Annotated in this window: 21 protein-coding genes; 9 read left to right on the top strand and 12 right to left on the bottom strand. The window is 71.4% G+C overall.

The annotated features are described in order from the left end of the window. Positions 1-62: 62 nt before the first annotated feature. From M8542_RS37815 to M8542_RS37780, 8 genes are all read left to right on the top strand, one after another. A complete protein-coding gene (locus M8542_RS37815) occupies positions 63-464 on the top strand; it encodes a MerR family transcriptional regulator (protein WP_257925147.1) in 402 nt (133 codons plus the stop codon). Positions 465-514: 50 nt separating this feature from the next. Next, a complete protein-coding gene (locus M8542_RS37810; RefSeq protein WP_257925233.1) occupies positions 515-1,438 on the top strand; it encodes an aldo/keto reductase in 924 nt (307 codons plus the stop codon). Positions 1,439-1,514: 76 nt separating this feature from the next. Further along, positions 1,515-3,053, top strand: a complete 1,539-nt coding sequence (locus M8542_RS37805) for an NAD(P)-binding domain-containing protein (protein WP_257925146.1) — start codon at positions 1,515-1,517, stop codon at positions 3,051-3,053. Continuing rightward, on the top strand, positions 3,053-4,126 hold the full coding sequence (locus M8542_RS37800) for an alpha-hydroxy acid oxidase (protein ID WP_257925145.1): 1,074 nt from the start codon (positions 3,053-3,055) through the stop codon (positions 4,124-4,126). Before M8542_RS37805 ends, M8542_RS37800 begins: the two co-directional genes overlap by 1 nt. Further along, entirely contained in the window at positions 4,123-5,388 is a 1,266-nt protein-coding gene (locus M8542_RS37795; RefSeq protein WP_257925144.1) for a cytochrome P450 family protein, read from the top strand. The genes M8542_RS37800 and M8542_RS37795 overlap by 4 nt, the downstream gene beginning before the upstream one ends. Beyond that, positions 5,385-6,665, top strand: coding sequence for a cation:proton antiporter (locus tag M8542_RS37790; RefSeq protein WP_257925143.1), 1,281 nt, complete (start codon positions 5,385-5,387; stop codon positions 6,663-6,665). The genes M8542_RS37795 and M8542_RS37790 overlap by 4 nt, the downstream gene beginning before the upstream one ends. A gap of 64 nt (positions 6,666-6,729) precedes the next feature. Continuing rightward, positions 6,730-7,377: a response regulator transcription factor gene (locus tag M8542_RS37785; RefSeq protein ID WP_257925232.1), complete on the top strand. Its 648-nt coding sequence runs from the start codon at positions 6,730-6,732 to the stop codon at positions 7,375-7,377. Beyond that, positions 7,374-8,561, top strand: a complete 1,188-nt coding sequence (locus tag M8542_RS37780) for a sensor histidine kinase (RefSeq protein WP_257925142.1) — start codon at positions 7,374-7,376, stop codon at positions 8,559-8,561. Before M8542_RS37785 ends, M8542_RS37780 begins: the two co-directional genes overlap by 4 nt. Before the next feature lie 91 nt (positions 8,562-8,652). Here M8542_RS37780 and M8542_RS37775 read toward each other — a convergent pair whose 3' ends face one another. From M8542_RS37775 to M8542_RS37735, 9 genes are all read right to left on the bottom strand, one after another. Further along, entirely contained in the window at positions 8,653-9,906 is a 1,254-nt protein-coding gene (locus tag M8542_RS37775; protein ID WP_257925141.1) for an amino acid adenylation domain-containing protein, read from the bottom strand. 32 nt (positions 9,907-9,938) lie between these two features. Then, positions 9,939-11,228 (bottom strand): histidine--tRNA ligase, encoded by a 1,290-nt coding sequence (gene hisS, locus M8542_RS37770; protein WP_257925140.1) that lies wholly within the window; start codon positions 11,226-11,228, stop codon positions 9,939-9,941. Positions 11,229-11,250: 22 nt separating this feature from the next. Beyond that, positions 11,251-11,634 (bottom strand): hypothetical protein, encoded by a 384-nt coding sequence (locus M8542_RS37765; protein ID WP_257925139.1) that lies wholly within the window; start codon positions 11,632-11,634, stop codon positions 11,251-11,253. An 89-nt stretch (positions 11,635-11,723) separates the two neighbouring features. Beyond that, the gene (locus M8542_RS37760) at positions 11,724-12,890 is read right to left on the bottom strand and encodes an amidohydrolase family protein (protein ID WP_257925138.1); all 1,167 of its coding nucleotides are present in this window, start codon (positions 12,888-12,890) and stop codon (positions 11,724-11,726) included. A gap of 1 nt (position 12,891) precedes the next feature. Then, positions 12,892-13,980 carry an MAB_1171c family putative transporter gene (locus tag M8542_RS37755; protein WP_257925231.1) on the bottom strand — a complete coding sequence of 363 codons (1,089 nt, stop codon included), beginning with the start codon at positions 13,978-13,980 and terminating at the stop codon, positions 12,892-12,894. A 135-nt stretch (positions 13,981-14,115) separates the two neighbouring features. Further along, entirely contained in the window at positions 14,116-14,637 is a 522-nt protein-coding gene (locus M8542_RS37750) for a hypothetical protein (RefSeq protein ID WP_257925137.1), read from the bottom strand. After that, a complete protein-coding gene (locus M8542_RS37745) occupies positions 14,634-15,038 on the bottom strand; it encodes a helix-turn-helix domain-containing protein (protein ID WP_257925136.1) in 405 nt (134 codons plus the stop codon). Before M8542_RS37745 ends, M8542_RS37750 begins: the two co-directional genes overlap by 4 nt. 297 nt (positions 15,039-15,335) lie before the next feature. Beyond that, positions 15,336-15,788 (bottom strand): flavodoxin family protein, encoded by a 453-nt coding sequence (locus M8542_RS37740; RefSeq protein ID WP_257925135.1) that lies wholly within the window; start codon positions 15,786-15,788, stop codon positions 15,336-15,338. Then, the gene (locus tag M8542_RS37735; RefSeq protein WP_257925134.1) at positions 15,788-17,422 is read right to left on the bottom strand and encodes a phospho-sugar mutase; all 1,635 of its coding nucleotides are present in this window, start codon (positions 17,420-17,422) and stop codon (positions 15,788-15,790) included. The genes M8542_RS37740 and M8542_RS37735 overlap by 1 nt, the downstream gene beginning before the upstream one ends. Before the next feature lie 30 nt (positions 17,423-17,452). Between M8542_RS37735 and M8542_RS37730 the strand changes: the two genes are divergently transcribed. Next, the gene (locus M8542_RS37730) at positions 17,453-18,613 is read left to right on the top strand and encodes a glycosyltransferase (RefSeq protein ID WP_257925133.1); all 1,161 of its coding nucleotides are present in this window, start codon (positions 17,453-17,455) and stop codon (positions 18,611-18,613) included. 81 nt (positions 18,614-18,694) lie between these two features. On the opposite strand, the gene M8542_RS37725 is transcribed toward M8542_RS37730, so the two are convergent. The 3 genes from M8542_RS37725 to M8542_RS37715 are packed head-to-tail and all read right to left on the bottom strand — an operon-like array spanning position 18,695 to position 20,828. Continuing rightward, positions 18,695-19,474, bottom strand: a complete 780-nt coding sequence (locus tag M8542_RS37725) for a purine-nucleoside phosphorylase (RefSeq protein WP_257925132.1) — start codon at positions 19,472-19,474, stop codon at positions 18,695-18,697. Then, positions 19,471-19,890, bottom strand: coding sequence for an ABA4-like family protein (locus tag M8542_RS37720; RefSeq protein WP_257925131.1), 420 nt, complete (start codon positions 19,888-19,890; stop codon positions 19,471-19,473). The genes M8542_RS37725 and M8542_RS37720 overlap by 4 nt, the downstream gene beginning before the upstream one ends. Next, entirely contained in the window at positions 19,887-20,828 is a 942-nt protein-coding gene (locus M8542_RS37715) for a hypothetical protein (RefSeq protein WP_257925130.1), read from the bottom strand. The genes M8542_RS37720 and M8542_RS37715 overlap by 4 nt, the downstream gene beginning before the upstream one ends. Positions 20,829-20,920: the final 92 nt, after the last annotated feature.

Genomic DNA, 20,920 nt, shown 5'->3' with positions numbered 1-20,920 from the left:
TGTTATTTATGACCAGAGCCAAGATTTGACCTGGAGTGCACTCCAGGTCGTAGTGTCGGCTCATGAGCTACTCGATAGCGGAAGCCGCGCGACGTAGCGGACTGTCCATCGACACCCTCCGGTACTACGAGCGCATCAAACTGCTCGACCCGCCCGCGCGGGACGCCGCGGGCCGCCGGGCCTACTCCGACGACGACCTCAACTGGCTGGGGTTCCTGACCAAGCTGCGGACCACCGGCATGCCGATCAAGAGCATGCGGGAGTACGCGTCGCTGCGCCGCCACGGCGTCGCGAGCGCCGGGCGCCGCAAGGCCCTGCTGGTGGAGCAGCGGCGGTCGGTCGCCGAGCGGATCGCCGAGCTGCAGGGCTGCCTCGACATCCTCGACTACAAGATCGACAACTACGCGCAGATCGAACGCAAGGCGTTCGGTGTGGAACCGGAGAGGGAGGGAATTTCCGCGTGAAGACCAGGAAGCTCGGGAGCCTGGAGGTCGGCGCCCAGGGCCTCGGCTGCATGGGGATGAGCCAGGCCTACGGCGTCCGCGACAACGACGACGAGTCGATCGCGACCGTCCACCGGGCGCTCGAGCTGGGGGTGACCCTGCTCGACACGGCGAACGTCTACGGCGCCGGCGTCAACGAGGAGCTGGTCGGCCGGGCGATCGCCGGCCGCCGCGACGAGGTCGTGCTCGCCACGAAGTTCGGCATCGTGTGGACCGACGGCGTGATGAGCGCCCGCGGTGACGCCGCGTACGTCAAGCAGTCCTGCGACGAGTCGCTGCGGCGGCTCGGGGTCGACCACATCGACCTCTACTACCAGCACCGCGTCGACCCGGACACGCCGATCGAGGAGACCTGGGGCGCGCTGGCGTCGCTGGTGGAGGCCGGGAAGATCCGGTACGCCGGGATCTCCGAGGCGAGTGCCGCGACGATCCGCGCCGCGCACGCGGTGCACCCGGTGACCGCGCTGCAGAGCGAGTGGTCGCTGTGGACCCGCGGCATCGAAGGCGAAATCCTCGACACGTGCCGGGAGCTCGGCATCGGTGTCGTGCCGTTCTCGCCGCTGGGCCGCGGATTCCTGACGGGCGCGGTGAAGTCGGCGGCGGACCTGCCCGAGGACGACATGCGCCGCGGCCTGCCGCGGTTCGCCGAGGGCAACTTCGAGCGCAACATGGCGATCGTCGACGCGCTGCGGAAGCTGGCGGAGGAAAAGGGTGTGACGGCGGGGCAGCTGGCGCTCGCGTGGGTGCAGGCCCAGGGCGAGGACGTCGTCCCGATCCCGGGGACCAAGCGCCGCAAGTACCTCGAGGAGAACGTCGCGGCGGCTTCGTTGGAGCTGACGGCGGAAGACCTCGCGGCCATCGCGGCCGCGGCGCCCGCCGAGGCGATCGCGGGGGAGCGTTACCCCGAACGCCTCGCCCGCGCCGCCGGGAAGTAGCTTCTGAGCCTTTTCTGAGATCTCCGGAGCAGGCTCGGCGCCGATCAAGGTCGGTGCCGAGCTTCAGGAGGTCGTCGTGGCGGAAGTGCTGGACTATCTGGTCGTCGGGGCCGGTCCCGCCGGGTTGCAGCTGGGGCAGCACCTCGGCCACGCCGGGCACCGGTACCTGGTGCTGGAGGCCGGTTCCGCGCCCGGCCACTTCTTCGAGACCTTCCCCCGGCACCGGACCCTCATCTCCATCAACAAGAAGCACACCGGGTACGCCGACCCGGAGCTGCGGATGCGGATGGACTGGAACTCCATCCTCGCCGACCCCGGCGACGAACTCGTCTTCACCGACTACAGCGAGCTCCTCTTCCCGGACGCGCCGGACTTCCTGCGCTACCTCGCCGACTACGCGGCGAAGCACAAGGTCGACGTCCGCTACGACACCCGGGTGACGCGCATCCGCCGTGACCCGGAAAGCGCTGTCTTCATCCTCACCGCCGGTGACGAGGAGTTCAAAGCGCACCGGTTGATCATGGCCAGTGGCGTCACGAAGCCGTACATCCCGCAGTTCCCCGGCGTCGAGCTGATCGACCAGTACGTGGACGTCAGCGTCGACCCGGACGACTTCACCGACCAACGGGTGCTGGTGCTCGGCAAGGGGAACTCGGCGTTCGAGACCGCCGACAACCTCATCGAGAAGGCCGCGGTCGTGCACGTCGGCGGCCCGCGGCCGGTGAAGCTCGCCTGGCGCACGCACTTCGTCGGGCACCTACGCGCCTACAACGCGGGCATCCTCGACATGTACCAGCTGAAGCTCCAGCACGCGATCCTCGACGGCGAAGTCCGCGAGGTCCGCAAGGACGCCGACGGCTACCACGTCAAGTTCGCCTTCGCCCGCGCCGACGAGGTCATCAAGGAAATCCGCTACGACCGCGTGATCGGCTGCACCGGCTTCCGTTTCGACGCGTCGTTGTTCGACGAGGACTGCCGCCCGGAGCTGGTCATCGACGACCGCTTCCCCGCGCAGACGCCGGACTGGGAGTCGGTCAACGTGCCCGGCCTCTACTTCGCCGGCACGATCACGCAGGTCCGCGACTTCAAGAAGGCCACGAGCGCGTTCATCCACGGCTTCCGCTACGGCGTCCGCGCGCTGGCCAAGGTCCTGAACGAGCGCCACCACGAGACGCCGTGGCCGAGCACCGAGCTGCCGGCCAAACCGGACGCCATGGCCGAGGCCGTGCTCACCCGGATCAACCGGACTTCCGCGCTGTACCAGCAGTTCGGCTTCCTGGGAGACGTCCTCGAGATCGACGGTGACACCGCCCGCTACCTCGAAGAGGTGCCGGTCGACCGGGTCCTGCGGGACGCGCCGGAGGACGTCTACGTCATCACCCTCGACTACGGCCCCGACCACGACAAGATCGACCCGTTCGACTTCGTCGCGCGCGCCGCCCAGGACAAGGCCAACGACCACGGCGAGGGCCACTACCTGCACCCGATCGTCCGGCACCACCGCCGCGGCGAGCTCGTCGCGACCCACCACGTCACCGAGAACCTCGAAAACGAGTGGGACGACCAAGAGGTGCACGTCGAGCCGCTGACCGCGTTCTTCGCCCGGGAGCTGTGATGCGCACGGTCGCGGAGTTCGAGGCGGCCGCGCGGGAACGCCTCGACCCGGTGCACTACGACTACTTCGCGGGTGGCGCGCAGGACGAGATCACCGTGGCGGAGAACGAAAGCGCGTTCAAGAAGCTGCGGCTGCTCCCGCGGGTCCTGCGCGGCAGCGACAAGCGCGACCTGAGCGTCGAGCTGCTCGGGACGTCGTCGTCGATGCCGATCCTCGTCGCACCCACGGCGTTCCACCGGCTCGCGCACGCCGACGGCGAGCTGGCCACGGCCCGCGCGGCGGCGCGGGCGGGCACGATCATGATCGTCAGCATGGCCTCGACCACGGCCGTCGAGGACATCGCCGCGGCGGCCCGCGAGGTGACGCCGGACCCGGGCCTGTGGTTCCAGCTCTACCTGCAGCCGGACCTGGAGTTCACCGAGGCGATCGTCCGGCGTGCCGAAAACGCCGGCGTGAAGGCGTTCGTCGTCACCGTGGACTCGCCTGTGCTCGGCCGGCGCGAGCGCGACGACCGCAACGACTTCCACGACCTGCCGTCGGGGCTGGTCGTGGAAAACCTCCGCAACCTCGAGCTGGAGAACCGCAGCGGCGGCAACGCCAGCCACGTCCGCGACATCGTCATGTCGGCCGCCCTGAACTGGGACCACATCGCGTGGCTGCGGTCGAAGACCAAGCTGCCGGTGCTGATCAAGGGCGTGCTGCACGCCGAGGACGCACGGCTGGCGGTGCACCACGGCGTCGCCGGGATCGTCGTGTCCAATCACGGTGGCCGCCAGCTCGACACCGTGCCGGCCACGATCGATGTCCTCCCGGAGATCGCCGCGGCGGTGGGCGGCGCGATTCCCGTTTTGCTGGACGGTGGGATCCGCCGCGGCACCGACGTCGTCAAGGCCCTGGCGCTGGGCGCGGACGCGGTCGGCGTCGGCCGCCCGGTCGTGTGGGGCCTGGCCGCGGGTGGCCGCGAGGGCGTCTCGCGGGTGCTGGAGCTGCTGCGCGAAGACTTCGACCAGGCGCTGGCGATGTGCGGCGGCCGGCACCCGGCCGACCTCACACCGGACCAGGTGCGGCGATGATCGGCAAGGCACTGGCCGCGGCCGCCGTGGCGACCGCGCCGGCCTGGCTGCCCAGCCGGGTCGTCGCGCTGCGGATGAAGATCTTCTCGCTGGTCAACGGCCAGGACACGGTGACCATCCCGGGCGAGCAGGTCGGCGTCGAGGACTTCCGGCGCGTCTACGCCGACCCGGCCGCGAACGGCCGCAGCCGTGGCGCCGCGCTGTCCGACCTGTTCTGGTACTGGCTCGCCCCCGGCCCCGAGGTGCACCAGGAGCACCTCGAGCCCGGGCCGCGCTACGACGAGGTCGCCAAGTGCACCCGGCACATCCTGGTCAAGTCCAAAAAGGACTCCGAGGAGCTGGCCCGGCGCGTGGCCGCGCGCGTGCTCGACGGGCTCGGGCCCGGGCTCGTCCGGCTGCGCGACGAGATGATGCCGGTCTGGGCCGAGCTGTACTACGAGCTGGTCTTCGAAGAGCCGTGCCCGCCCGAGGCGCGGGACCTCATCGTCGCGCACGCCGACGACGTCGTCTCGGCGCTGAAGTGCGTGCGGCCGCGCAACATGCGCCGCCGCGCCCGGCTGACGAAGTACCTGCGGCGCCGGCTCGCCGACGTCCCGCACCCGCTGCCGGAGTCACTGACACCGGAGGAGCAGGTCCACTACCTGCAGGGGACGTTCTTCAACACCGCCGTCGTGCAGATGTCCGAGGCGATGGCGCACCTGCTGATGATCCTCGCGCGGGACGAGGACACCCAGCGGCGGCTGGCCGCGCACCCGGACGACGACGCCGACCTGGACCGGGTGATCCTCGACGGCCTGCGCACCTTCCCGCTGTTCGGCATCGCGCACCGCATCTCGACGGCGGACATCGAGCTGGCGGACCTGACCATCCCGGCCGGGACGGTGCTGTGCTTCAGCTACCCCGGCTTCGCCGCGCAGGCCCCGAAAGAAGAGTTCCTCCCGTTCGGCGTCACCCAGAACCGCGCCTGCCCGGCCCGCGGCCTCGCGCCGCTGACCATGCGGATCGTCACGCGTGAGGTGCTGCGCCGGTTCAGCCTCGCCTCGACGGCCGGGCACACCCGCTCGATCCCCAACCGCGGCCCGGCGCTGTTGACCCCGCGCGGAGCCCGGCGAAAGCGCTTGCCGCTGCTCTGGCTGGCCGTGCGTGACCGCTGGGAAGACGTCTGGCGCAGCCTCGCCCAGCTCGTCTTCGGCACGTACATGGTGCTCGACGCCCGCAAGAAAGCCCTGTGCTCGACCTACTTCGCCGGAGGAAAGTCATGAGCCCGTCGGAAGCGGCACCGCTGTTCTTCCTCGCCGTGGTGGTGATCCTCCTGGTGGTCCGGGTGGTCTGCATGGTCGCGGTCAAGCTCGGCCAGCCACCGGTGGTCGGGGAGATGGTCGCCGGGGTGCTGCTCGGGCCGTCGCTGTTCGGGCTGCTGCTGCCGGACGTCCAGGCCGCGCTGTTCCCCGGCGAGGTCCGCTCGCTGCTCTACGTCGGTGGTCAGATCGGCCTGGTCATCTACATGTTCGGGGCGGGCTACGAGTTCAACCTGAACAGCATCCGGCAGTCGCGGAAGTCGGTCGCGGCGATCTCGTCGGCCGGGACACTGGTGCCCCTGGCGCTCGGCGTCGGGGTCGCGGTGCTCGGCACGTCGTGGGTCGGCATCGGCAAGGAGGGCGTCTCGCTGGTGACCTCGGCCGCGTTCGTCGGGGTGGCGGTGGCGATCACGGCGTTCCCGATGATGGTCCGGATCATCACCGAGCGCGGGATCGGGGCGACGAAGTTCGGCTCGCTGGCGCTGGCCTGCGGCGCGCTCGACGACGTCCTCGCGTGGCTGCTGCTGGCCGTCGTGCTGGGCATGCACGCCGGGTCGCTGGGGCCGATCGCGCTCGCCCTCGGCGGCGGGCTGCTGTTCGCGTTGCTGGTGTTCATCGTCGGGCGGCGGCTGCTGACCCGCGTCATGGGCAGTGACCGGGTGAGCGTCGACCAGCGCGTGCTCATCACCGCGCTGACGTTGTTCGCGGCCGCCTGGTTCACCGACACGATCGGGCTGTACGCGGTGTTCGGCGCGTTCACCGTCGGCGTGGCGTTCCCCCGCGGTGCTGCCGCCGACGCCGTGCTCGCGAAGATCATGCCGATCGGGTCGATCGTGTTCGTTCCGCTGTTCTTCACCTATTCCGGCCTGAACACCCGGTTCGCGCTGCTCGCCGACCCGAACCTGCTCGCGTTCGCGCTGCTCACCGTGGTGGTCGCGATCATCGGCAAGCTGGGCGCGTCCTGGGGTGCGGCGCGGCTGGCGGGGGAGCCGCCGGCGATCGCGACGCGCGTCGGTGTGCTCGTCAACGCCCGTGGGCTGATGCAGCTGATCGCGCTCAACGTCGGGCTCGCCGCGGGCATCGTGTCGCCGGCGTTGTTCACCGTGCTCGTGCTCGTCGCGCTGGTCACGACGATCATGACCGCGCCGGTGCTCGGCTGGCTCGACCGGCGGGACGCCCGCCGCGGGAGTACCGAGGTGCTCCTGACGGCCGAACCGGTCCCGGTCACCGGGAAAAGTTGACCGTTCAATTTCGGAAAATCACTGCCAGTATGGGTTTGTGTACGATGGGGCGACGAAATCGCGGGTGCTCCTGGTCGAGGACGACCGGGAACTGGCGGGCATGCTCGGCGAGCTGCTCGCGGACGAAGGCTACGAAACCGACGCGGCGCACGACGGGCAGCGGGGTCTGCACCTCGGGCTCACCGGGCACTACGACGTGATGATCATCGACCGCCGCCTCCCGGTGCTGGACGGCCTCGAACTGCTCGCCCGGCTCCGGGCGCGGGCGGTGACCACGCGCGTGCTGGTGCTTTCGGCGCTGGGCGAGCTCGCCGACCGCGTCGGCGGGCTCGACGCCGGCGCCGACGACTACCTCGTCAAGCCGTTCGAGGCCGAGGAGCTGCTGGCCCGGCTGCGCGCGCTCGTGCGCCGCGACCTCGACGGCGCGGAGTGCCTCCCGCTCGGGGCCGCGGCGCTCGACCTCGCGCGGCACGAGGTCGTGCTGCCGCGCGGGGAGCGGATCACGCTGTCCGGGCGGGAGTTCGAGCTGCTGCGGACGCTGGCGCAACGGCCCAAGGCGATCCACCCGCGGGCGGCGTTGCGCACGAACGTGTTCGCCGACTCGACCGGGGAGTCCATTGTGGACACCTACGTCTACTACCTGCGGCGCAAGCTCGGCCGGGACGTCGTGCGGACCGTGCACGGCCTGGGGTACCAGATCGGCGCCGTATGAGAACCGACGCCGAACAGCGGGCCCTGCGGAAGGCGCGGTGGGCGATCACCGCGCAGATCGCCGTCGTCGTCTCGCTGCTGGTGGGCGTCGCGGGCGGGATCGCCTACGGCATGCTGCTGTCCGGCCAGCACGCCGACGCCGACCGCACGCTGGCCAGGACGATCGAGCTCGGGCCGGCCAGCACCCCGCCCGGGTGCGTCTGGCTGTTCACGCCGGTGCTGCGCGCGCCGGGCGGCCCCGTGCGCGCCGGGATGCCGATCGCGGGCCTGAACGCGACGGTGCCCTCGCCCGGCGACGTCCACACGGAACGGCGTTCGATCGGCGGCATGACGTACACGATCCGCGTCGAGAACCGCGGCGGCGTCGTGTCGCAGGCGTACTTCGAGGAGGTCTACCAGATCCAGGACCGCTCGTCGCTGGTGTTCGGGCTCGTGCTAGCCGAGGTGCTCGCGCTGCTCGCGGCCGTCCTGTGCGGCCGGGTGCTGGCGTGCCGGGCGATCCGGCCGCTGGAGGACGCGCTGCGGCGGCAGCGGACGTTCGTCGCCGACGCGTCCCACGAGCTGCGTGCCCCGCTGACCCGGTTGCACACGCGGGCGCAGCTGCTGGCCCGGCGCTCGTCCGGCCGCGACGCGGCCGATCTGGAGCAGCTGGTCCGCGGCACCCGGGAGCTCGGCGAAGTCGTCGAAGACCTGCTGATGTCGGCTGCCTGCGACCGCCCTTCGCTGGAGCTGGTCGAGCTGGGCGTGCTGGCGGAGGAGGCGGTCGCGGCGGAAGCGGTCCGCGCGGGGGAGGGCCGGGTCCGGCTCGCGGTGACCCGCGAGCGGCGGCCGTACGTCGTCCAGGGCGTGCCGACGGCGTTGCGCCGCGTGCTCTCGGCGTTGCTGGACAACGCGTTGGGCCACACCCCGCCGGGCGGCTCGATCGAGGTGTGGCTGGGCGTGCCGGACGAGCGGCACGTGGAGCTGCGCGTCCGCGACACGGGCGTCGGCTTCCCGGCGGCGGACGCGGAACGGATTTTCGAGCGTTTCGCCCGCGGCTCCGACGGCGACGGTCGCCGCTTCGGCCTGGGCCTGGCCCTGGTCCGCGAGGTGGTGAACGGCCACGGCGGCACAATCGCGGCAGCAGGTCACCCGGGCGACGGCGCAACATTCACCCTGCGCCTCCTCCGCGCCGAACCCACGTGATCGAAACCGAGACTCACGTGATCGAAGCCGGATCTCGTGTGATTGGAGCCGGAACTCGCGAGTTCCGGCTCCAATCACGCCAGTCACGTCCTCAATCACGCGAGTTTCGGGTTTGGGGAAGGGCGAACCGGATCTGGCGAGCCACCTCCGGCGGTGCGAGGGGGAGCCGCGCTTCGATTTCGGTTGCCAGCTCGGGGGACGGTGCCGTGTAGGTCGCGGCCGAGTGGTGCACCCAGGTGTGCAGGTCTTGTTCGGCGTTGGGGCCCAGGTCCTTGTCGGGTAGCAGGGTGAGGTTCGTGTGCAGGCGTAGCCATGTGTCGCGGTCGCGCAGCAGTGCCGCGGCGGCTCGGCGCGTGTGGATCGGGTTCGCCGGGGCGAGCAGCTCCCGCAGCGTGGCGACCTCGACGAACCTGCCGCGTAGGAACTCCACCACCTGGCGGGTCACCGCGGGGGACGGGTCGCGCAGCAGCGGCTCGACCGCCGTCGACTCCGGCGCCACCCGGCGCAGGCCGCGGACGGCCGTCCGGCGGATCCGGGGCCGGTCGTCGGCCAGGTGCCGCTCCAGCAGGTCGGCGTCGGCCGCGGTGCCGGTTTCGCCGAGCCCGGCCAGCATGCCGAACGAAACCGGCATCGCGCGGTAGTGCGCGGCCGGGTCGTCGCCCGCCTGCCGCACCAGGAACTGCGCCATCGACCGGACCGCCGACACCCGGTCGGCCAGGTGCTCGTCGGCCCGGCCGGCCAGCGTCAGCGCCCGCATCCGGACCTTCGGCGCCCCGGCCGCGAGCAGCTCTTCGACGCACTCGCCGCGGTCGAGCAACGCGTCCCCGCACAGCGTGCGGACCACGAAGTCGTTGTCGCGCAAGGCGATGTCCAGCAGCCGCTCTCGCGAAAGGAGACCGAGCGCCTCGCGGTGGGCCCAGCGCCGGGTTTCCCGGTCGTCGACCGCAAAGGCGGTGTCGAGCAGATCCGGGAGCCGGTCGCGGAAGAGGGTGGTCATCCAGTCGTCGACCTGACGCCGCCGCAGGACGCCGAGCAGCGGCAGCACCGCGCGCAGCGACGAACCGTCCAGTTTGGACACCACCGCGCGGCGCGCCGCTTCCCGCACCGGCCGGACCCAGTCGACGCAGCGGATCAGCAGCAGCGGCAGCGCTTCGGGGTCCGGACTCGTCGCGAGCCGGTGAACGGCGGCCTCACGCAGGTAGCCGTCGGCCGAGCAGGCGGCGACGACCAGCGCCTCCCGCGGGGTGCAGCGGGTGCCGGCGGGCCAGTACGACCGTCGCAGTTCGAGGTCGAAGCCGGCCCACCGGCGCACGTCACCGGCGTTGAGGAGATCGAGGTCCAGCACCCTCTCAGCGTGCCAGGCGCGTCGAGCGGGTTTCAGCCCAGCAGCGCCCGGACCGCGGCCGGCGCGTCGGCGATCGCGACCGGGTTCTGCTCCCGCGTCGCGAGGCTGCGGACGGTGACGTTCCCGGCGGCCCAGTCCTCCTGGCCGACGATCACGACCGCGACCGCGCCCGCCTTGTCCGCGCGGCCGAGCTCCTTGCCCAGCTTGCGGTGCTCGATCGGCGTCGACGTCCGGAGCCCGGCGGCGCGCAACGACGTCGCCACCGAGCGGGCCGCGTCCGCGAGGTCCTCGGTCACCGGGATCACCATGACGTCGACCTCGCTGCGCGGGGCCGGGGTCAGGCCGTGCGTGTCGAGGAAGTCGATCAGCGTGACGTCGCCCATGCCGAACCCGATGCCCGGGATCTGCTGCGGCGTGAACATCGACGCGAGGTCGCTGTAGCGGCCGCCGCCGAACAGTGCCCGGCGGTTCTCCGGCGAGGTGTCGAAGACCTCGAACACGGTCGACGTGTAGTACGCCAGCCCGCGCACGATCATCGGCTCGTACTTCACGAGCGAGCCGGCGCTGCTCCGAAGCACGCGAACCAGGTTCGACTGCTCGCGCACCTCGGCCGGCAGCTCGTCGAGCAGGGCCTCGCCCGCGCCGAGCGTCTCGGCCAGCTTCTCGAACCCCTTGTCCGACAGCCCGATCTCGGCAGCGCTCTCGGCCAGCTTCTCGCGCGGGTACTTCTCCCAGCGGTCGACCAGCGCGAACACCTGGGTCAGGTGGTCCGCCGACACGCCGGCGACGTCGGTGAGCGCCGACGTCAGCAGGTTCCGGTCGTTGACGCGCAGCACGAACATGTCCGGCGACGCGCCCAGCGCGGCCATCATGTCGTGCACCAGCTCGAAGATCTCGATCTCGCAGTTGGCCGAGTCCGAGCCGAAGATGTCCGCGTTGATCTGCCAGTGCTCCCGCACGCGACCGCGCTGCGGCGCCTCGTAGCGGTGGCAGTTCGGGTGGCTGTACCAGCGCACCGGGAACGACAGCGACTTCGCGCTCCCGGCGATCATCCGCGCCACCGACGGCGTCATCTCAGGCCGCAGCGCGAGCCGCCGCCCGCCCTTGTCGGTGAGGGTGTAGAGCTGCTTGTCGGCCAGCTCCTGCCCCGACTTCCGCTCGTAGATCTCGGCGGACTCGAGGATCGGGCCGTCGTAGCGGAGGAAGCCGCGGCGCTCCAGGACGTCGTAGAGATGACCGAACACCTGGGTACGCACGGACATTTCGGCGGGCAGGAAGTCCCGGGTCCCCTTGTAGGGCGCGGTCGGCAGGTATTCAGGCACGTCACCCAGCTTAACGACCGGTTCAGAGGACTCCGTAGGCGGTGAGCAGCACGGCGGCGGCGAGCAGCACCGCGCCGACGCTGGTGACGCGCCCGCCGAGCTTGCCCCGGTTCGGCAGCAGGTGCAGGAAGAAGCCGCCGGACTGGGCGAGGATCCCGAAGAGCAGCAGGAAGCAGGTGACCCACAGCGTTGCGTCGGACAACGTCGTGCGGCTCAGGATCTGCAGCACGACCAGCGCGAGGATCAGCAGGACGCCGGCGTGCGCGTGGCCGGCGCGGAACATCGCGCGCTGGTGTTCGGTGAGCTTCTTCTCGCGCATGACACCCATGAGCGCGTAGCCGCCGTACATGACGGTGGGCAGCGAGACCAGGGCGATCACCGTGAACAGCTGGGTGGGTCCGTGCATCGGGGGAACTCCTTCTCCGAGGTGGGCGCGACTACCGTAACACTGTTTTAAAACGGTGTCACCAAACCAGGCATTCCCCGATCGGGAAACTAGGCTTCGCGGCCCTGAGCGAGCACCAGCAGGGGATTGCGAAGCGCGGCGAGCGAAGCCAGCGGATCACCTTCGACGACGAGGACGTCCGCCGCGAGCCCGGGCTCGAGCCGGCCGGTCACGTCCGCCAAGCCCAGCCCGGCCGCCGAGTCGCAGGTGGCGATCTCGAGGATCCGGCGCCGGGGGAACCCGAGCCATTCGTAGAGCTCCAGCGCGCCCACCGGGTCGTCGAACACCGAGCCCGGCAGCCCCGCGTCGGTGCCGGACAGCAGCCGGACGCCGTGCTCCTCCAGCCACGGCAGCCGGCCGTACATCGTCTGGGCGGCCTCGTCACCGACCTTCTCGACGATCATCCGCCAGTTGCGGCTGCTGGTCGAACACGCCGAAATGCCCTTGGCGGCCATCTGCTCCGCGACGGCCGGCCGGCGGTCGACGGCGCGGGGCCCGGTCAGGAAGGTGCAGTGCTCGATCGTCGACACCCCGGCCTCGACCGCGGCTTCGATGGCGTCCGCGCCGTGGGCGTGCGCGGCGACCGGCAGCCCGTGCGAAGCCGCGTGCGAGACGATCAACGCCAGCTGCCGGGCGTCGAACTGCGACTCCCACATGTCCGCGCCGCCCTCGGTGATCTGGCCACCGCTGGCCATCACCTTGATGACGTCCGCGCCCGCCGCCGCGTTCTCGTCGACCAGGGCGCGGATCCCGGCGTCGGAAGCGACCGCGCCGCCGAAGAAGTGGCAGTGCCCGTCCGGCACCGTGATCGGCGGGCCGGAGACCAGCAGCCGCGGCGCCACCGCACCCGCGAACGACCGCCGGACCGCCGCGCCGAGGTGGCCGCGGTCGCCGAGGTCCCGCACGGTCGTCACGCCGCTGCGCAGCATCGACGTCAGCCGCGAGCGGGCCCCTTCGACCGGAGAGTCCTCCGAAGAAAAGTGCGCCAGCATCTCCCGGGAAGCGTCGAAAGCCAGGTGCACGTGGGCGTTGAACAGCCCGGCCAGCGCGGTCCCGGTGGGGAAGTCGCGGCGTTCGGCGCCGGGTGCGGCCTGCGCGACGACGTCCGCCCGCGGACCCGCGGCGACGATGACGCCGTCGCGCACCAGCACCGCGCCGCCCGGCACCGGCGTCGACGGCCGGGTCAGCACTCGGCCGGCGGTGATCACGGTGTCCACGTCAGGACTCCATCGCGGCCGACAGGGCCAGCAGTGGCCGCACGTCCGATTCGATGTCGTCGGCCGGCGCGGGCAGGACCTGCTTGGCCTGGCCGTCGCTCTCCTCGCCCGCCGCGTGCCGCGCCAGCGCGGTCTTCAACGCGCCCGCCGCGGCGCGGGGATCGGTGGCGACGACCTGGCCGAAGTCCGCGTCCAGGTACGGCGACAGCTGCACCAGGCCGTCCCGGATCTCGATCACCCGCCGGTAGTGGATGCGGTGGATGCTGCGCGGCGAAAGCCGTTCGGTGCGGCGGCGCGGCGGCGTCCGCAGCACGATGCTGGGGAACGCCTGGACCAGGACCGTCCACAAGGGAGCCAGCGCCTGGTGTTCCCGCCGGTGCTGACGGCGACGGCGCAGCGCCGAGACCCGCGCCCGCACGCCGGGATAGGTGACGCCCAGCAGGAAGAGCATCCCGCCGAGGATCACGAACGGCACGCCGAGCAGCAGCAGGACCTTGACGACCGGGCCGAACGCCCACGCCACCACGATGTAGGCCGCGCGGAAGATGCTGCCGATCGCCGCGCTGGCCAGGCCGACCGCGCCCATCCGCAGGCCGATCCGCAGGTTCCGGTCGGCGACCCGCTGGTACCGCAGGATCCAGGCGGTGCAGGCGATGAGGCCGTAGATGAGGTACAGCCCGGCGCCGAGGTAGAAGAGCGCGACACCGCTGTCGTGGATCGTCGAGGGGCCCAGCGGGAGCCCGCGCAGCTCCGGCGGGGTCAGGTCCATCGCGACAACCATCAGCGCGATCGCCGCGCCGAGCGGGATCAGCTCGACCGCGACCCGGCCGTACCGGCGGACCGGGCCCAGCGTCGAGCCGAGGAAGAAGATGACCAGCGCGCAGACCGCGCAGGCCAGCAGGGCGTTGTTGGCCACGCGGGCCGCGCCGAGGCCGATGACCGCGTCGATCTCGTCGGAGATCACTTCCTGCTGCAGCAGGAACGCCGCCGCGAAGCCGGCCACGCACGCGGTGACGGCCCAGTTCGGCACCGTCGGCGCGCGCTGCACCTGGTAGATCCGCCACGACAAAGCGGCGGCGAACAGCACCATCGCGACAAGGTTCACGGGGCTGCTGTGCCTTTCCTTGCCGATCCGACCACAGTCATGGCCGGATAGCTTTCGTGACAACGGTTACGTGCTGCTGGGGGACCGGCCTACTTTTGGCCGGATCGGCAAGAAGTGTGCTCACAACCACCCTTGGTGATCGCCGAGCGCCCCCTGGATCCGGCGGAGATCCCGGTCAGCGGCGCGCCTGGGGATCGTGTAGTTCAGGACGGACGCCCACTCGAGGATGATCGTCGCGACCGTTTCGGCTTCCCACTCGTGCGCGTCATCGTAGGACGAGCGACGCAGTGCGCGGTGTACGGCATCCGGGTCGAGATCGGGTTTCGGGCCGCGCAGGAAGTCGGCAGGCTCGGCGTCGCCGTGCGGGTGGTGATCGGCGAGCATGTGCCCGAGCTCGTGCAGGATGATGTGGTCCTGGTGCGATTTCGTCGTCTCGGCCTGGTAGAAGATGTAGTCCGCGGCCGACGTCGCGATCCAGCAGCCGAACGGGCCCGGCACCTCCAGCGGGTACGCCATCAGCCGGATCGGCTTCCCCCGCTGTTCACCCAGCCGCGCGCAGAGCACCTCGACGTCCAGCGGCGGGCCGATGTCCAGCTGCTTCAGCAGCTTCCGGCACCGGCGGCGCAGCTCCCGTTCCTTCATCGCGCGGCGTCCTCCGGGTTCCGGCCCTCGCGTTCGGCCCGTTCGTAGCGCTCCACCAGCTCCAGCAGGTCCATCACCTGCCGTCGTCCCTGCGGCGAGAGCTCCTGCGCCCGCATCGCCATCAGCTGGGCCTCCCCGGCCGGGGCGGCGGCCGCCTCTTCGTCGAAGAAGTACGTCACGGGCACGCCGAACAGTCTCGCCAGCGCTTCGACGTAGTGGATCTTCGGGTTGACCCGCTTGCCCGTGGCCAGCTGCTGCAGGTAGGCGGGCGACATCGCCGGCCCGCCCGCCCGCTCCACCGCGGCCGAAATCTCGCGGTAGCTGTGCGGCGCGTGGCCGTCGACCCGAGCTGCCTCGATCAGGGCGCTCAGCCGCTCCGCGAAGGTGCGTTCCCGTGCCATACCCGCCCCCTAGGGTTCCACCGCGAAAATTCTAACCGGGGAAGCCACTGTACGCACATGTTGACAGCCGTCGTATGCAGTGGTTTACAGTTGGCACGCCTCTCGTCTTGCTCTCCGTACCCTGGGGGTGTACGGAACCGCAAGACGAGAGGCCGTCGTGCCCGCCGACTCGTCATGATCGGCCGTCTGTAGTACTCTTCAGGGGTCGAGGTTGATCGCCCTCGTGGCGAACCCTTGACCACGGCCTGTTGCCGGAGGTCGACCCCCAGGGCTTCCGGTGACAGGCCCCCTTACGTTTCAAGCCATGAGGGTCGCGGCCAAGGTGCCGCCCAGTTCGGTGCACGCTTCGAGCGTCCTCTTGTCCGGCTCACCCGTCGAGACCACCGGCTCCGCCACCTTTTCCCAGGCCAGGCCGGTCGTGATCGAAAGCAGCTGGCGTTCGGTGCCCGCGGTGTCGCTGTTGCCGTGGATCCAGTACCCGAACGGGCGACCCCGCGTCGCGTCCAGGCACGGGTAGTAGACGGTGTCGAAGAAGTGCTTCAACGCGCCGCTCATGCTGCCGAGGTTCGCCGGCGTGCCCAGCAGGTAGCCGTCCGCCTCGAGGACGTCGGGGACAGTCGCCGCCAACGCCGCGCGGCGAACCACCTCGACGCCCTCGATGTCCGGGTGCGTCGCACCCGCCAGCACCGCTTCGAACAACGCCTGCGTCGACGGCGAAGGCGTGTGGTGCACGATCAGCAGCCTCGGCATCAGGCGAGCAGCTCCTCGACGCCGGCCCGCAACGCCGTCAGCCGCTCCTGCGCCGCCTCCCGCGCCTCGTCCAGCGAGCCGGTCACCGGTGCCACGACCTGCAGGTACGCCTTCAGCTTCGGCTCGGTCCCGGACGGCCGCACCACCACACGCACGCCCTCGCCGGTCAGGCGCAGGACATCGGCGTCCGGCAGCAGGTCTTCCAGCGTGACCGCGACGTCGCCCAGCTTCGCCGGCGGGGTCTCCCGCACCTTCGTCATGAGCCGCCCGCGGACCGCGAGGTCGGTGACCCGCAAGGAGACCTGGTCGGTCAGGTGCACGCCGTGGCGCCGGGCCAGGTCGTCGAGGACGTCGAGCGGGGTGCGGCCCTCGGTCTTGAGCCGGGCGGCGAGCCCGGCCGCGAGCGTCGCGGCGGCGATGCCGTCCTTGTCCCGCACGAACCCCGGGTTCACGCACAGGCCGAGTGCTTCTTCGTAGGCGAACACGAGCCCTTCACCGGCGCGCACCAGCCACTTGAAGCCGGTCAGCGTCTCGGCGTAGCGGGCGCCCTCGGCCTTCGCGATCGCACCCAGCATCGACGACGACACGATCGTCGTCGCCACCAGCGGGTCCGGCAGCAGCGTCCGGTCCACTGTGGACAAGACATGTGAGCCGAGCAGCACGCCGGTCTCGTCGCCGCGCAGCATCCGCCACTGCCCGTCCCGCTCCCGCACGCCCAGCGCGCAGCGGTCGGCGTCCGGGTCGAGCGCGATCGCCAGGTCGGCGTCCACTTCGGACGCCAGCGCCAGCAGCAGGTCCGTCGCGCCCGGCTCTTCGGGGTTCGGGAACGACACGGTCGGGAAGTCGGGGTCCGGCGACGCCTGCTCGCCGACCAGGTGCAGGTCGGTGAACCCGGCCCGCTCGAACGCCGCCCGCAGCGTGTCGGCGCCGACGCCGTGCAACGCCGTCGCGGCCACGCGCACGGTGCGCTCGGCGCCGAGCGGCAGCGTCGCGACCTCTTCGAGGTAGGCGTCCAGCAGGTCGACGACCGCGGCGCCGGGCGCGCGCGGCACGCTCACCGCGGCGGGCGCGGCCTGGATGGCCCGCTCGATCTCGCCGTCGGACGGCGGCACGATCTGCCCGCCGGTCGCGTCGTAGAGCTTGTACCCGTTGTCCGCCGGGGGGTTGTGCGACGCGGTGATCTGGATCCCGGCCACCGCGCCGAGCCGCCCGACGGCGAACGCGAGCAGCGGCGTCGGCAGCGGCTTCGGGAACACCTTGACGTCGAAGCCGGCCGCGGTGAGCACCTCGGCGGCGGCGGTGGCGAAGGCCTCCGAGCCGTGGCGCGCGTCCCGGCCGACGACGACCAGCGCGCCGGCGTGCCCGTGCGCCTTCAGCCACTCCGCGACTCCGTGGGTGGTGCGCGTGACGACGGCGACGTTCATCCCGTTCGGCCCGGCGCGCACCGGCCCGCGCAGCCCCGCGGTGCCGAACTCCAGCGGGCCGGCCATCCGGTCGGCCAGGTCCTCGGCCGCGCCGGGCGTGCCGCCCATCGCCTTCGCCAGGACGTCTTGCAGCTCGGCGCGGGTGTGGTCGTCCGGGTCGTCGGCGATCCAGCGGAACGCGGCGTCACGCAGGGTGGAGGTCACAGTCACCGAGCCAGCCTACGGGCTAGGGTCGGGTAGGTGCGCTTGCTCTTCACCTCACTGGGGTCCTTCGGTCACACCTTCCCGCTCGTGCCGCTGGCCGTCGCCGCGCGCGACGCGGGCCACGACGTCGTCTTCGCCACCTCCGAAGACTTCCTGCCGCAGCTGACGAAAGCCGGGCTCGAGACGGCCCCCGCCGGGCTCGCCATGCGCGACGCCTTCGGCCGGGCGTTCGCGGAAGCCGGGCCGCCCGGCCCGCGGCGGGCGCCCGGCGAGATCCCGCCGGAGGTGCTGGGGCCGATCGTCGGGAAGGTGTTCGGCGAGCTCATGCCCCAGCGGTTCGTCGCCGACCTGCTGCCGCTGTTCGAGCGCGTCCGGCCCGACCTGGTGGTGAGCGAGGCCGGCAACTCCGGCGGCGCGTTCGCGGCGATGAAGGCCGGGATCCCGGTGGTGGCGCACGGTTTCGGCCGGGTGTCGAGCGACGACCCGATGGTGACGCGGATCCGCGACGCCATCCGTGAACACGGCGCCTCGCTGGGCATCACGGTCGGCGAGGACCTGGCGTTCGCCGGGCCGTTCATCGACATCTGCCCGGAATCGGTGCAGGAGCCGGGGTTCCTGGCGCGGGCGCACCGCGTGCCGCTGCGGCCGGTCGGCTGGAGCGAGCCGGGTGAGCTGCCCGCGGGCGTGCTGGACAAGCCCCGGCCGCTGGTCTACCTGACCCTCGGCACGGCGATGGGGCACGCGGGTGTCCTGAGCGCGGCGATCGCCGGTCTGTCCGCTTTGGACGTCGACGTCCTGGTCGCCACCGGCCCGACGGTCGACCCGGCGGCGCTCGGCGAAGTGCCGTCGAACGTCCGGCTCGAGTCGTGGGTGCCCCAGTCGGAGCTGCTGCCGCACGTGGACCTGGTGGTCCACCACGGCGGCAGCGGCACGACGCTCGGCGCGTTCGGCGCGGGCCTGCCCCAGCTGCTGCTGCCGCAGGGCGCGGACCAGTTCAGCAACGCGGACGCGGTCCTGGCGGCCGGCGTCGGCGCGCGCCTGCTCGCCGCCGACATCACGGCCGACGCCATCACCTCGCACGCCCGAACCCTGCTCACGGACACCGCGGTCGCCGACGCCACCCGCAGGTTGGCCGCCGAGGTCGCGGCCATGCCCTCCCCGACCGAGGTAGCGGCCCAACTCCCGACTTACGCCTGACCCAAAGCGGCACTTTCCCTATGAAAGTGCCGCGGAGGACCGCCCTCCGGATCACTTTCGTAGGGAAAGTGCCGCCCTTGGTCAGGCGCGGGTGACCAGTTCGCGCAGCAGGGAGCCCATGCGGGTGGCCGCCGCGCGGCCGGCCTCCAGGACTTCCTGGTGGTTCAACGGTTCGCCGGTCATGCCCGCCGCCAGGTTCGTCACCAGCGACAACCCGAACACCTCGACGCCGGCCGCGCGGGCCGCGATCGCCTCGAGGACGGTCGACATGCCGACCAGGTCCGCGCCCAGCGTGCGCAGCATCCGGATCTCCGCCGGCGTCTCGAAGTGCGGCCCGGTCAGGCCCGCGTAGACGCCTTCTTCGAGCGACGGGTCGATCTCCTGCGCGAGCTTGCGCAGCCGCGCCGAATACAGGTCCGTCAGGTCGACGAAGTTCGCGCCGACGATCGGCGAGCGCGCGGTCAGGTTGAGGTGGTCGGAGATCAGCACCGGCTGGCCGACCTGGAACCCTTCGCGCAGCCCGCCGGCCGCGTTCGTCAGCAGCACCGTCCGGACGCCGGCCGCCGCCGCGGTGCGCACGTTGTGCACCACCGGGTCGATGCCCTTGCCCTCGTAGAAGTGCGTCCGCCCGAGCAGCACGAGGACGTTCTTGTCCCCGATCTTCAGCGAGCGGATGGTGCCGCCGTGCCCCACCGCGCCAGGCGTGGTGAAGCCGGGCAGTTCGGCGAACGGGATCTCCGTCTCGCACTCCCCGATGACGTCCGCCGCCGGGCGCCAGCCCGAGCCCAGGACCACCGCGATGTCGTGCGCGTCCACGCCGGTGCGCTGGGCGATGGCGGCCGCGGCCTCTTGTTCAGTCATGCGAGGGAGCGTATCCGGACGGCCCGCACCACCAGGAACACCACCAGCCCGAACGGCGAGAGGAAGATCGTCAGCAGCAGGATCGGGCTCACGACCCACGCCGAGATCCCCCGCTCGCGGCCCTCGAAGTACATCCACCGCGCGATGAACAGGTCGAACGCGATGAGGTGCGCCCAGACGAGCCCGGCGCCCCACGGCGTCGCCAGCAAGGTCTGCAGCACGCCGAGGTCGGGCGAGAGCATCGCCCGGCCCCACTCGCCGAAGTGCGGCAGCTCGAGCGCGAAGTAGCAGGCCAGCGGCAGCAGCGGCACCCACGGCGACGCCATGATCCGCGACGTCCACCGCCACTTCGGGGCCAGGATCATGAGCGCCCAGAACGGCGCGGCCAGCGGGAACGCCAGGCTGAACAGGGTCATCGGACGCGCACCGCGGCCCACGAGCCCAGCCCGACGCCCGCGACGAGCACGGCGAACGCGCCCAGCGTCAGGGCGTCCGGGTGGACGATCGACTGCGCCCGCAGTGCCTGCCAGGTCACCAGCGCGGTCAGCCCCGCGTACCCGGCCGCGCCGACCAGGACCAGCCGCGCGCGGACGACGTCGTGCCGCAGCCGGGCGAAGCGCGGGGCCAGCGCCGAGAGCGCGATGGCCAGCAGCGGCAGCACCTGCAGCGCGTGCATCCCGATGAAGTGCGGGATCCGCAGGTCGCCCGCCACCGTGCTCCAGCCGAGGATGGGCAGGCCGGGGCCGCCGTCGGCGAGCCCGACGGTGTGCGCGCCGACCATGTCCGGCGTCCCGCCGGTCTGCCACTGCGCGAGCTGCTGGGCGGTCGGGTTCGTCATGAGGATGCCGAGCGAGAGCCCCACCAGGGACAGGACGGCGCCCGCGCGCACGGCCCAGAAGCTCGCCCGGTCCTCGAGCTTGGTGAACATCACCAGCACGGTCAGCACCAAGGTCGCGCTGAACAGCCCGATGATCATCTTGCCCATGACGTTGTAGATCAGCGCGTCCTGCGGGGTCGCGTTGTTGAAGTGGCTGGCCCGCCCGCGCGCGGCCTGGAACACCAGCAGGACGTACTCGGCGGCGAAGATTGCGACCAGGAGGTTCGTCAGCCACGACGCCGTCCGCCGGAACCGCGGCAGCAGCGACACGAGCCAGCTCCAGGTGGCGAAGTAGAGCGCGCCGGACACGGCGAACTTGAACGGCTTCGCCCAGATCGGCGCGCCCGCCAGGGTGCGCTGGTCGACGATCAGGGCGGCGACGCACAGCACCGCGACCACCCCCAGGGTGGCCGCCGCCAGCGCGGACGGCCGGTGCCACCCGCTGGTTCTGCTCCGGACATCGGCAAGGATGGTCATGGTTCCTCCCAGAACGGATAGTGAAGCTCTCCGTTATGGGAAGCTAAACTATCCATACTGAGAAGTCTTCAGGGTTGACCCGGAGTCCGACC

This window comes from Amycolatopsis iheyensis (assembly GCF_024703995.1).
Lineage (GTDB): Bacteria > Actinomycetota > Actinomycetes > Mycobacteriales > Pseudonocardiaceae > Amycolatopsis > Amycolatopsis iheyensis.
The sequence above is the reverse complement of the archived record's forward strand: the minus strand, read 5'-3'. Positions and strand labels throughout refer to the sequence as shown.